The sequence below is a fragment of the Streptomyces wedmorensis genome (genome assembly GCF_000716445.1).
GTDB lineage: Bacteria > Actinomycetota > Actinomycetes > Streptomycetales > Streptomycetaceae > Streptomyces > Streptomyces wedmorensis.
The window spans coordinates 108408-119717 of the sequence record NZ_JNWK01000031.1 but is presented as its reverse complement, the minus strand read 5'-3'; the positions used below and the strand labels follow the sequence as shown (position 1 = coordinate 119717).

Below are 11310 nucleotides of genomic sequence, written 5' to 3'. Positions count from 1 at the left end.
GGTACTGCAGGGGGGACCCTGTGGGAGAGTAGGACGCCGCCGAACAATTTTTAGCCTCAACCCCCGGACATTGTCCGGGGGTTGAGGCATTTTTGCGTTCTAGGCTGTGGCCATGCGATACGACTTGGTCATTTTCGACAACGATGGTGTGCTGGTGGACAGTGAGCCGATCTCCAACACGTTGCTGGCCGGCTATTTGACGGAGTTGGGGCACCCGACGACGTACGAGGAGTCGGTGCGGGACTACATGGGGTCGGCCATGCACCGGATCCATGAGCTGGTCGAGGAGCGGAGCGGGCAGCGGCTGCCCGAGGACTTCGACGAGACGTTCCACGCGCGGGTCTTCGCGGCGTTCGAAAGGGAGCTGGAGGCGGTGGCCGGCGCCGGGGCCGTACTGAAGGGGCTGGCCGCGGCCGGGGTGCCGTACTGCGTGGCCTCGTCGGGGAGTCATGAGCGGATCCGGGTGGGGCACCGGAAGACCGGGCTCGACGCGTGGTTCCGGGACGGGATCGTCTTCAGTGCCGAGGACGTCGGCCGGGGGAAGCCGGCGCCCGACCTGTTCCTGCACGCGGCCGAGAGGATGGGTGTGGCGCCCGAGCGGTGTGTGGTCGTGGAGGACAGCGGGCTCGGGGTGCAGGCGGCGCTGGCGGCGGGGATGGACGTGTACGGGTTCACCGCGATGACGCCGGAGGAGAAGCTGGCCGGGGCCAGGGGCTGGTTCCGGCGGATGGACGAGCTCCCCGCGATTTTGGGGATGTGATCCATCTACCCAGCGGTAGTTTCCGGCCGTACGCTGTGCCGCCATGACGGATGCGCGGTTGCGGCGTGGTCGGGGATCCCTGGCGGTCAGTTTCTTCGTGCAGGGGGTCACCTTCGCCCTGCTCGTGACACGAATACCGGCCATTCAGGACCGGTACGGGATCTCGGACGGGCTGCTGCCCGTGTTCCTGGCCGCCGTACCGATCCTGGCCGGGGTGGCGAGCGTGGCGACCGAGAAGGTCGTCGCGCGGGTGGGGCCGGCGGTGGTGCTGCGGTGGGCGCAGCCGTTCGTGCTGCTCGCGCTCCTGGCGGTGGGGGTCGGTTCGGAGCTGTGGGCGGTGGCGGTCGCGCTGGGGCTGTTCGGGCTGGCGGTGGGTGCCCTGGACGCCTCCATGAACATGTTGGGGGTGAGCCTCCAGCGGGCGTACGGGCGGAGCATCATGCTCGGCTTCCACGCCTCGTACAGCCTCGGGGGGATCGCGGGGGCATCGCTGGCCTGGGTGGGGGCGCACTGGCACCTGTCGCTGTTCGCGTCGTACCTGCCGGTCGTGGCGGTGCTGTTGCCGGTCGCCTTCGTCGGGAGCCGGTGGTACGTGGCCGGCGGGGCCGGGCCGGTGGAGGAGGCGGGGGAGAGCAAGGGGAGCGGGATCGCGTTCAAGTTGCTGCTGCCGCTGTGCCTGGTGATGACGTTCGCGTACATCGGGGATTCGACGGTCTCCAACTGGAGTGCCAAGTACCTCCAGGACGTGCTGGGTAGCTCGGAGGAGCTGGCGACCGTGCCGTACAACGCGTACATGGTGACGACGCTGCTCGGGCGGGCCGTGGGGGACTTCGGGGTGCGGAGGCTCGGGGCGGCGGTGGTCGTGCGGGGCGGTGCGGTGCTCGGGGGGCTGGGGTTCGCGCTGGTGGCGGTGGCGCCGGGGGCGTGGGCGGGGATCGCCGGGTTCACGGTGCTGGGGTTGGGGCTGAGTGTGATCGTGCCGCAGACGTTCGCGGCGGCGGGCCGGCTGTTCCCGGGGAACAGTGACGCGGCGGTGGCGCGGCTCAACGTCTTCAACTACGTGGGGTTCCTGGTCGGGTCGCCGTTGGTGGGGGCCCTGGGGGACGCGTGGAGTTACCGGGGGGCGATGGTGGTGCCGATGGCGCTGGTCCTGGTGACGGTGGTGTACGCCACGTCGTTCGGTTCGCGGGAGGCCCGATACGGTGGCGGGCATGAGCGGCCGCGCACTGTTGATGTGGGATGAAGCTGTCACACGGTACGACTTCGGGTCCGAGCATCCGATGGATCCGGTACGGCTCGCGCTGACGATGTCGCTGGTGCGGGCCTTCGGGCTCGACCGGGCGGTGGACGTGGTGTCGGCGAAGTCGGCCGGGGACTCCACGCTGCGGTTGGTGCACCGTGAGGACTACGTGGCGGCGGTGCGGGCGGCGTCCGCGGATCCGCGTCTCGCGGACCAGGCGTACGGGATCGGCACCGTCGACGATCCGGCGTTCGCGGGGATGCACGAGGTGTCGGCGTTGATCGCCGGGCAGTCGGTGGGGGCGGCGGAGGCGGTGTGGCGCGGGGAGGCCGCGCACGCGGTGAACTTCGCGGGGGGTCTGCACCACGCGATGCCGGGGTCGGCGTCGGGGTTCTGCATCTACAACGACGCGTCGCTGGCGATCGCGCGGCTGCTCGAGCTGGGCGCGGAGCGGGTCGCGTACGTGGACGTGGACGTGCACCACGGTGACGGGGTGCAGGCGGCGTTCTGGGAGGACCCGCGGGTTCTGACGGTGTCGCTGCACGAGCATCCGCGGACGTTGTTCCCGCAGACGGGCTGGCCGGAGGAGACGGGTGCGGCGGGGGCCGGTGAGGGCGGGGCGGTGAACGTGGCGCTGCCGGCCGGTACGGGGGACGCGGGGTGGCTGCGGGCCTTCCACGCGGTGGTGCCGGAGCTGATCGCGGACTTCCGGCCGCAGGTCCTGGTGACGCAGCACGGGGCGGACACGCACTTCGAGGATCCGCTGGCGCACCTGGCGGTGTCGCTGGACGCGCAGCGGGCGGTGCAGGAGGCCTGTCACGAGCTGGCGCACGAGTACGCCGACGGGCGCTGGGTGGCGCTGGGCGGTGGCGGGTATGCGGTGGTGGACGTCGTACCGCGGTCGTGGACGCATCTGGTGGGGATCGCGGCGCACGCTCCGGTGGATCCGGAGGCGGTGGTGCCGTCGTCGTGGCGGGACGAGGTGTACGCGCGGACCCGGCAGTTGGGGCCGGCGCGGATGACGGACGGGCGGTGGCCGGTGGGCTTCCGTGACTGGGCCGAGGGCTACGACCCGGCGGACCGGTTGGACCAGGCGGTGCTGGCGACCCGGAAGGCGGCTTTTCCGCTGCGGGGGCTGCTCGCCTGAGCGTGCGTGCCGGCGTGGGGGGTGTGGTGCCGGAGCGCGCGGGTGGGTGTTACGCCGACTGTGGGGTGTCCGGGAGGTTTGGGTACCCGGGCTGTGGTGTTCCGGCAGCATCGGGAGGGTGTTGAGTACCGGGGCGCTGCGGGCGCATCTGTTGGCGGCGGGGTTGGCGGGGACGGTGGCGACGTCGCGGGAGGAGAGCCTGCGGAGCTATCGGCTGTTCGCGGCGCGGGATCCGCGGGTGTTGCTGGGGCTCGATCCCGCGTGGGGGTGGGGTGAGGCCGAGCTGTTGCGGTTGATGGCCGACAAGTGCGGGGTGTCGGGGGATCCGGCGCACCGTTCGGGGCCGGACGTCATCGATCCGGAGCGTACGTTGAGGGGGCTCGACGCCTTCGCGGCGCGGTTGGGGGCGGCGGCCGCGCGGCGGGTTCCGGTGCTGTTCGGGACGGGGCATCCGCATCGTCTGCTCGGTTTCTACGTCGCTCTCGCAGACGCGTTGTCGGCGGCGGGATGTCTTGTCCTCACACCGGCGCAGGGGCGATGTGTCGACATAACGACCCGGTTCGGCGTACGCACGTACCTTCTCGACTACGTACGGGGGGTCGCGCTGGTGCGAGAGCCGGGGCCGTCGGGGGGAGGGCGTGAGCCGGGGGCGCACTCCCACTCGCCGCTGCCGGTTAGGGCCGCCCTCGAAACCGCTGCCGAGTGCGGCGGTCCGCTGCCGGAGCTGGTGGTGGGGGATCACGGTTGGGTCTGCGGTGCTGGTCAGCTGGGTATCGAGGCCATCGGGCTGGCCGATACGGATGATCCGGCGCTGTTCGTCGGTGAGGCGGAGGGGCAGGTGTCGGTGGCCGTTCCGCTTGATGACGGCGTGCGCTCCGACTACTACCGGCCTCTCACGCGCTATGTACTCAATCGAGCGTGTCTGTCACGGTAAACGGCCGATGGCAGCTCCTCTTCCCCACTCGTACCACCCGCCCCTAGTCTGGAGAGTGAGCGCTCGGCGACGAAGAGTCACCGGAGGGGAAGCCGGTGGGCGTCGCGGCGGAAGGTACAGGTGGGTCATGGCTGCTGGCGATCGACCTCTCAACGAGGTCAAGTTTCTGACCGTGGCGGAAGTCGCCGCGGTGATGCGCGTCTCGAAGATGACCGTGTACCGCTTGGTGCACAGCGGTCATCTGCCGGCGATCCGGGTGGGCAGGTCCTTCCGGGTGCCGGAACAGGCGGTTCACGAGTACCTGAGGGAGTCCTTCGTGGGGGTGGGGACCGCGTAGCGAGCGCGCGGAACAACACCGGGAGAGCTCTGCACGGCCCTCTGATTACAAGCGCGGTGCTCGGGGCGGTAGGCTAGGCCGACGTAGGTCGTGTGGGCCCAGACGCCCCGCACCGATCCCCGCCGGGAGGCGGGGATGTTCCGAGAAGTGAGCGAGGGTAGTCGTGGGCTCTGTTATCAAGAAGCGGCGCAAGCGGATGGCGAAGAAGAAGCACCGCAAGCTGCTGAAGCGCACGCGCGTTCAGCGTCGCAACAAGAAGTAAGCGACAGCTGCACCGCAGCATTTCGTGCGTAGCGTGGCCCTTCACCGTTCGCGGTGGAGGGCCACGTTTTTTATCGCGTGGAAATGCCGAGGCGCTACGGTGGCGACCAACGGAAGACGGACGGAAGGCGCTGATCTTGGGCAAGGTCGTGCTCGTCACCGGTGCCGCCCGGCATCTCGGCGGTCGCTTCGTGCGGCGGATCCAGCGGGACCCCGAGGTGGAGCGGGTGATCGCGGTGGACGCGGTCCAGCCGGCGCACCAGCTCGGCGCGGCCGAGTTCGTACGGGCCGACATCCGCCGGCCGGAGATCGCGAAGGTCCTCGCCGAGCACGACGTCGACACGGTGGTCCATCTGGACGTCACCGGTACGGCGCTCGGCGGCGGAGGCCGGACGTCGGTCAAGGAGACCAACGTCATCGGCACCATGCAGCTGCTCGGGGCCTGCCAGAAGTCGCCGCGGATCAGACGGCTCGTGATCAAGTCCAGTACGAGTGTCTACGGCTCCGCGCCCCGCGACCCGGCCGTCTTCGTCGAGACGACCGCCGCGAAGTCGCTGCCGAGCGGGGGCTTCGCCAAGGACGCCGTCGAGGTCGAGGGGTACGTCCGGGGCTTCGCCCGGCGCCGGCCCGACGTGGCCGTGTGCGTGCTGCGGTTCGCGAACATCCTCGGGCCCCGGATCGACTCCCCGCTGGCCGAGTACCTGGCGCTGCCGGTGCTGCCGACCGTCCTGGGCTACGACCCCCGGCTGCAGTTCGTCCACGAGGACGACGTGATCGACGTGCTGCGCCTGGCGGCGCACGAGCCCCGCAGGGCGACCCTGAACAGCGGCACGTTCAACGTGGCCGGCGACGGGGTGCTGCTGCTGTCCCAGTGTGCGCGGCGGCTCGGACGGCCCACCGTGCCGGTGCTGCTGCCGGCGGTCACCTGGGTGGGGACGGCGCTGCGCACGGTCGGGATCACCGACTTCGCTCCCGAGCAGATCCGGCTGCTCACGCACGGCCGGGTCGTCTCGACGGTCCAGACGCGCGAGGTCCTCGGCTTCTCGCCGCGCCGCACGACGGCGGAGGCCTTCGCCGACTTCGCGCGCGCCCGCGGGGCGGGGCTGCTGCCGCCCGAGGCGCTGGCGGGTGTGGTGGACCGGCTCGCCGGGCGCCTGCTCGGGACGTCGGCCCCCGCTTCCCCCGCGACTGCTGTTCCCCCTGTTCACGACGGCGCCTGAGGAGACCGGACAAGCGATGGCGGACGCCAAGGTCATTCCGTTCGACGACGACCGCTCGCGGGCCCGGCGGCGGCCCGACCGGCCCGACGGCGAGGCGGCGGCAGTACGGGCCCTCCCGGGGCCGCAGCAGGGCGCCCGGGGGGCGGAGGAGGCGGCGGCCGCGCCGGGCCCGTACAGCGGCGACAGCGGGCCCGACGCGGAGGTGGGCGCCGGTGCCGGGAGCGGTGGCTGGGAGCGGCGGCTGGCGGGAGGGCTCGCGTTCCTGCGGCGGCGGATCACCGGCGAGTACGAGGTCGACGAGTTCGGCTACGACGAGGAGCTCACCGACCAGGTCCTGATGTCGCTGCTGCGCCCGCTGTACGAGAAGTACTTCCGGGTGGAGGTGAAGGGCGTCGAGAACATCCCGGCCGACGGCGGGGCGCTGATCGTCTCCAACCACTCGGGGACCCTGCCGCTGGACGGGCTGATGATGCAGGTCGCCGTGCACGACCACCATCCGGCCGGGCGGCACCTGCGGCTGCTCGCCGCGGACCTGGTGTTCATGCTGCCGGTCGTCAACGAGCTGGCCCGCAAGGCGGGGCACACGCTGGCGTGCGCGGAGGACGCGGAGCGGCTGCTGCGGGCCGGCGAGATCGTCGGGGTGATGCCGGAGGGCTTCAAGGGGATCGGGAAGCCGTTCGGGGAGCGGTACAAGCTCCAGCGGTTCGGCCGGGGCGGCTTCGTGTCGACGGCGCTGCGGGCCGGGGTGCCGATCGTGCCCTGCTCGATCGTGGGGGCCGAGGAGATATACCCGATGGTCGGGAACGCGAAGACGCTGGCGCGGGTGCTGGGCCTCCCGTACTTCCCGCTGACGCCGACCTTCCCGTGGCTGGGGCCGCTGGGGGCGCTGCCGTTGCCGACGAAGTGGACCATCCAGTTCGGCGAGCCGATCCCGACGGACTCGTACGCGCCGGAGGCGGCGGAGGACCCGATGCTGATGTTCAACCTGACGGATCAGGTCCGGGAGCAGATCCAGCACACGCTGTACAAGCTGCTGGTGCAGCGGCGGTCGGTGTTCTTCTGAGGCGGTCGGTGTTCCTCCGGCGCGAGGAAGGAGGGGCGCCCCCCGTCCGTGGGGGCGCCCCTCCTTCTTGCTAGCGAGCGTCCTCGCTGTCGATGCCGAGGCCTGGTAGGAGGCCCGGCAGGAGTGGGGGAAGGGTGACGTCGGGGACGTCGGGCGTCGACTCGCCGGTGGGGGCGGTCGGGATGCCGCTCGGGGAGGGCTTGAGGATTCCGCCGGCGCTGCCGCCGAGGAGACCGTCGTCCTCCGGTGAGCCGGTCCCGGTGTCCGTGCTCGGGCTGGTGCCCGTGCTGGGGCCGGACGGGCGGGGCGGTGCCGAGTGGCTGCCCGACGGAGAGGTGTCGGTGGACGGCGGACGTTGGGTGTCCGTGCCCTGACTGCCGCTCGGGGTGCCGGGCCTGCTGCTCGGTCCCTCGGAGCCGATCGCGCCCTTCTCGGGGGTGCGGGGAAGCACCGACTGGAGCGGCTCGACGTCTTCGTCTATGGCGTCGAAGACGTGCGTCACCTCGCTGCCGACGTCCGCCAGTTGGACGGGGAGCCGGTCGCGGAGGCCGTTCCAGGTGTCCCGGTGCGCCTGGGCGAAGGAGTTGAGCCGGGCCATCGGGGCGATCTCGCCGTCCCGCTGGTACGCCTGGCGGAGCAGGCGGTGGCCTTCGCTGGCGTCGTGTTTCATACCGCCCAGGACCCGGCGGATCTCGGTGAGCGACTCGTGGTCGAGGTCGCCCGCGCGGCCGCGTTCCATGAGCCTGCGGGCTTCGCTGAGGCGGGTGGAGGCCTGGTCGAGGTAGATGCCGCCGCGGTCCGCGTCGTCGTCTGCCATGCCCAGCTTGATGTCCTCCATGCCCCGCTTGAGCCCGTAGAGCGAGTCACCCGGCAGGGCGTCGGAACTGGCAGCGGCCACTCCGCCGAAGGCCCCCGCCGCCACACCGACGGTGAGGCCGCCGGCGGCGAGGCCCTTGCTCCAGCGGGAGCGGGGGCGGAGCTTGCGGAGTGGGGAGGCCCGGTGGGTCCCCTTGCCGCCGGCCGTCCGCTGCACCGGCACCGTAGGGCCCGCGGCCGCGCTCCCCTCCATGAGCATCGCTTCCATGGCGGCGACGAGCTGGGCTCGCTGCACCACCTTGACCTCGGGATCCAGCTGTGGTTTCGGCAATTCGCCGAGACCGTTCGCCAAAGCCAAAAGCCGCCCTTGCTCGGCCGGTTCGGCCGGGGCTTCGGGCTGCTCGGCCGCCGCGCCCTCGGACGCCCGGTCCTCCAGGGCCTGGGCGAAGGCGTTCGCCCGCCGGTGCGCCGATACGTTCGCGATCACTGGCGGCACCTCCTCTCGTCATGACGGTCGACTCCCCGGGGTGTCCGGAAGGTTGCACACCTTGAGCGCATCCACACGAAAGAGTGAGTGGCTGCGGACATGGCGTGTCCACAGGGAGCCTGCATCCCGCACAACGAGCGGCGCGGCACTTGGGTTACGCGCGAAAGATGATCGGACCAGTGCGTCATAGAGGTGTTACCGACTGTGAGTCGTGCGGGGGTCGTGGGGGCTTGTGGGGACGTGCGTGGGTGGGGCCGCCGGCCGGGGCAGGGGGCCGCGTGTGGGGGGTGCGGAGCGGTCAGCGGGCGTCGTCCGGGAGGAGGCGGGCCAGCGTGCGGACGGCCCGGTACTGAAGCGTCTTGATGGCGCCTTCGTTCTTTCCCATGACCCGGGCGGTCTCGGCGACCGAGAGGCCCTGGAGGAAGCGCAGGGTCACGCACTCCTGCTGCTGGGGGTTGAGGCGGCGGACCGCGTCGAGCAGGGCGGCGTTGGACAGCGACTCGAGGACGGAGTCCTCGGGGCTGCGCTCGACCTCGTTGGCGTCGAGCATCTCGCCGGTGGTGACTTCGAGGCGGAAGCGGCTGGACTTGAAGTGGTCGGCGACCAGGTTCCGGGCGATGGTGACGAGCCAGGCGCCGAAGTCGCGGCCCTGCCAGGTGAAGGTGGAGATCCGGCGCAGGGCGCGCAGGAACGTCTCGCTGGTGAGGTCCTCCGCCGTCGCCTTCCCGCCGACGCGGTAGTAGATGTAGCGGTAGACCGTGTCGCTGTACTGGTCGTACAGCCGGCCGAACGCTTCGGCCTCGCCGGCCTGGGCCCGCTCGACCAGGTCCATCATGCGGGCGCTGTCGCTGTCGGCGGTGGGGCGGCGGTGGGTGGTCGAGGCCGTGGAGCGCGCACCCCGTCTGCCCACGGCGGCCCCGCCGTCGGCCAGGGCGTAGCAAGGGCCGGCGGGTGCCGGTGCGGCGAAGGCGAAGGCGGGGACAGGGCCGGCGTACGCGGTGGGGACGAAGCCGCGCAAGTGGTCGAGGACCGTTGCGCGCAGCGTAGCCAGGCCCGAGGTGTCAACCCCGACGTGTGGGTACACGGGACTCCCAGAGGCAGAGCTTCCATCACGTGCAGTGCGGGACCGTTCACCCGTCGTGGCGACGTGAGGGGTCCTTTGTGCGTCTGAGGAGAATAACGCTTCGTACAGGCAGCACTACACCCAGTTGCTCAAATCACCGGTTCCGTCGTTTCGGTTACTGCTTGCAGTCGAGTAAGGGCCTAGTTCGTGACTAGTTGTTGATCGCTTTGCTTCCGACTGTGACTGCGCGGGCGTTGCGTTGTGCTCAAGTGCGGGACGGGTGACTGATTGTGGCCGCTGCTGGGTAAGGAGTCCGGAATGCCTGGGGGTCGACCTGTGCGGTGGTGTTCGACCACGGACGGGTGAGGGCCGCTGGTCCGGGGTTGTCGCAGATGATCGCAGCCGAAACGTATCGGCAGAGGGGTCGCGCGCCCGGGAGGGCGGCTTTCGCCGGGTCGGCGTCAGTGGCGGCGGCGGTGCAGGGCGACCGCGGCGGCCGTACCGCCGGCGAGCGCGCCCAGGCCCGCGGCCGCGGGGATGCCGACCTTGGCGGCCTTGCGGCCGGTCCGGTAGTCGCGCAGCCGCCACTCCCGGTCCTTCGCGTGCTTGCGGAGCTTGGTGTCCGGGTTGATCGCGTACGGGTGGCCGACCAGCGAGAGCATCGGGATGTCGTTGTGCGAGTCGCTGTAGGCGGCGCAGCGGCTCAGGTCGAGGCCCTCGGCCGCGGCGAGGGCCCGTACCGCCTCGGCCTTGGCCGGCCCGTGCAGGGGTTCGCCGACCAGCTTCCCGGTGTAGACGCCGTCGACGGACTCGGCGACCGTGCCCAGCGCGCCGGTCAGGCCGAGCCGCCGGGCGATGATCGTGGCCGTCTCGACCGGGGCGGCCGTGACCAGCCAGACCTTCTGGCCCGCGTCGAGGTGGGCCTGGGCGAGACCGCGGGTGCCGGGCCAGATGCGGTCCGCCATGTACTCGTCGTAGATCTCCTCGCCGATCGACATCAGTTCGGAGACGCGGTGGCCCTGGACGATGGACAGCGCGCTGTCGCGGGCGTCCTGCATGTGCTCGGGGTCCTCGACGCCGGCGAGCCGGAACCAGGCCTGCTGCCAGGCGAAGCGCGCGAGTTCGCGGCGCTGGAAGAACTTCCGCTTGTAGAGGCCGCGGCCGAAGTGGAAGATCGCGGCGCCCTGCATCACGGTGTTGTCGAGATCGAAGAAGGCGGCCGCCCGTACGTCCCCGACGACCGGGAACTCGGGCTCCGCCGGGGCTTCGGCCTCGGCGGCGCCGGTCGCGGCGGCCGCCTCCTCCCGCTCCCGCTCCAGCTGGAGTGAGGACTTGCGCGCTGCCTCGGCAGCGGCCTCGCCTGCGAGGACGCTGCGCGCGGTGGCGGAGCGCCTACGGGGGGTGAGCCATCCCAGAGCGGCCATGTCGTGAGCATAGCCAGTCTGTTCGGTACTTCCCGACTTGTGACGATGCCAGGGCGTGAACAGTGTGGGGCTCCCCTGTTAATCGGGTACCGCTCGGCCGTGGCGGGGTTCCGCGCGGCCGAGGGGACAGAATGGACGGCATGTTCGGACGGACGAAGAAGAAGGCCGACCCCGGGTCGCGCACCGTGACGCTGATCGGGAAGCCGGGGTGTCATCTCTGCGACGACGCCCGCGCGGTCGTCGAGGCCGTGTGCGCGGAGACGGGTGCACGCTGGGAGGAGAAGGACATCTCCCGGGACGAGGAGCTCCACCGGGCGTACTGGGAGCAGATTCCGGTGGTCCTGGTCGACGGCGAGCAGCACACGTTCTGGCGCGTTGACGCGGAGCGGCTCCGGCGCGAACTGGGTGCGTGACCGAAAGGCGGTTACCATCGTGGACGTTTTGTTGGGTTTCGGGGGTGACGTCGTGAGAGGTGTGTGCGGTTTTGCCCCCTTCGGGTTCTCAACGCGCTGACGCACCCCGCGGTTCCGTGACGACAGGAACCAGCCGCGTGACCCC

12 protein-coding genes are annotated in these 11310 nt (G+C 71.0%); 9 read left to right on the top strand and 3 right to left on the bottom strand.

Annotation, left to right across the window (positions count from 1 at the left end):
• Positions 1 to 112 precede the first annotated feature (112 nt).
• The 8 genes from OO54_RS23915 (at position 113) to OO54_RS23885 (ending at position 6962) form a co-directional block, all read left to right on the top strand.
• Complete coding sequence (locus OO54_RS23915; protein WP_033206384.1) at positions 113 to 760, top strand: HAD family hydrolase; 648 nt, start codon at positions 113 to 115, stop codon at positions 758 to 760.
• Positions 761 to 803: 43 nt separating this feature from the next.
• Positions 804 to 2003 (top strand): MFS transporter, encoded by a 1200-nt coding sequence (locus OO54_RS23910; protein WP_033206332.1) that lies wholly within the window; start codon positions 804 to 806, stop codon positions 2001 to 2003.
• Positions 1972 to 3147: an acetoin utilization protein AcuC gene (locus OO54_RS23905; RefSeq protein ID WP_017240949.1), complete on the top strand. Its 1176-nt coding sequence runs from the start codon at positions 1972 to 1974 to the stop codon at positions 3145 to 3147. The genes OO54_RS23910 and OO54_RS23905 overlap by 32 nt, the downstream gene beginning before the upstream one ends.
• Positions 3148 to 3265: 118 nt before the next feature.
• Positions 3266 to 4081 (top strand): phosphatase, encoded by an 816-nt coding sequence (locus OO54_RS23900; RefSeq protein WP_026058517.1) that lies wholly within the window; start codon positions 3266 to 3268, stop codon positions 4079 to 4081.
• 127 nt (positions 4082 to 4208) lie between these two features.
• Positions 4209 to 4418 (top strand): helix-turn-helix domain-containing protein, encoded by a 210-nt coding sequence (locus tag OO54_RS23895; RefSeq protein ID WP_017240950.1) that lies wholly within the window; start codon positions 4209 to 4211, stop codon positions 4416 to 4418.
• A gap of 163 nt (positions 4419 to 4581) precedes the next feature.
• Complete coding sequence (locus tag OO54_RS43780; protein WP_003948845.1) at positions 4582 to 4680, top strand: 30S ribosomal protein bS22; 99 nt, start codon at positions 4582 to 4584, stop codon at positions 4678 to 4680.
• A gap of 136 nt (positions 4681 to 4816) precedes the next feature.
• The gene (locus tag OO54_RS23890; protein ID WP_033206329.1) at positions 4817 to 5899 is read left to right on the top strand and encodes an NAD-dependent epimerase/dehydratase family protein; all 1083 of its coding nucleotides are present in this window, start codon (positions 4817 to 4819) and stop codon (positions 5897 to 5899) included.
• 16 nt (positions 5900 to 5915) lie between these two features.
• Positions 5916 to 6962, top strand: a complete 1047-nt coding sequence (locus OO54_RS23885) for a lysophospholipid acyltransferase family protein (RefSeq protein WP_033206326.1) — start codon at positions 5916 to 5918, stop codon at positions 6960 to 6962.
• Positions 6963 to 7032: 70 nt separating this feature from the next.
• Here the strand turns inward: OO54_RS23885 and OO54_RS23880 are convergent, their stop codons facing one another.
• The 3 genes from OO54_RS23880 to OO54_RS23870 all read right to left on the bottom strand — a co-directional run bounded on the left by OO54_RS23880 (position 7033) and on the right by OO54_RS23870 (position 10752).
• The gene (locus tag OO54_RS23880; RefSeq protein ID WP_033206323.1) at positions 7033 to 8265 is read right to left on the bottom strand and encodes a DUF5667 domain-containing protein; all 1233 of its coding nucleotides are present in this window, start codon (positions 8263 to 8265) and stop codon (positions 7033 to 7035) included.
• 298 nt (positions 8266 to 8563) lie between these two features.
• On the bottom strand, positions 8564 to 9349 hold the full coding sequence (locus OO54_RS23875) for an ECF subfamily RNA polymerase sigma factor, BldN family (protein WP_033206321.1): 786 nt from the start codon (positions 9347 to 9349) through the stop codon (positions 8564 to 8566).
• A gap of 440 nt (positions 9350 to 9789) precedes the next feature.
• Positions 9790 to 10752 (bottom strand): HAD family hydrolase, encoded by a 963-nt coding sequence (locus OO54_RS23870; RefSeq protein WP_017240954.1) that lies wholly within the window; start codon positions 10750 to 10752, stop codon positions 9790 to 9792.
• 131 nt (positions 10753 to 10883) lie between these two features.
• On the opposite strand from OO54_RS23870, the gene OO54_RS23865 reads away from it, so the two are divergent.
• Positions 10884 to 11165, top strand: a complete 282-nt coding sequence (locus tag OO54_RS23865; protein WP_017240955.1) for a glutaredoxin family protein — start codon at positions 10884 to 10886, stop codon at positions 11163 to 11165.
• The last annotated feature ends 145 nt before the right edge of the window (positions 11166 to 11310 follow it).

What these genes read in the sequence shown, in the direction of transcription:
- OO54_RS23895 (WP_017240950.1), top strand. Translation starts at nt 4,209, where the DNA reads ATGGCTGCTGGCGATCGACCTCTCAACGAGGTCAAGTTTCTGACCGTG.
- OO54_RS23905 (WP_017240949.1), top strand. Translation starts at nt 1,972, where the DNA reads ATGAGCGGCCGCGCACTGTTGATGTGGGATGAAGCTGTCACACGGTAC.
- OO54_RS23865 (WP_017240955.1), top strand. Translation starts at nt 10,884, where the DNA reads ATGGACGGCATGTTCGGACGGACGAAGAAGAAGGCCGACCCCGGGTCG.
- OO54_RS23915 (WP_033206384.1), top strand. Translation starts at nt 113, where the DNA reads ATGCGATACGACTTGGTCATTTTCGACAACGATGGTGTGCTGGTGGAC.
- OO54_RS23885 (WP_033206326.1), top strand. Translation starts at nt 5,916, where the DNA reads ATGGCGGACGCCAAGGTCATTCCGTTCGACGACGACCGCTCGCGGGCC.
- OO54_RS23870 (WP_017240954.1), bottom strand. Translation starts at nt 10,752, where the DNA reads ATGGCCGCTCTGGGATGGCTCACCCCCCGTAGGCGCTCCGCCACCGCG.
- OO54_RS23910 (WP_033206332.1), top strand. Translation starts at nt 804, where the DNA reads ATGACGGATGCGCGGTTGCGGCGTGGTCGGGGATCCCTGGCGGTCAGT.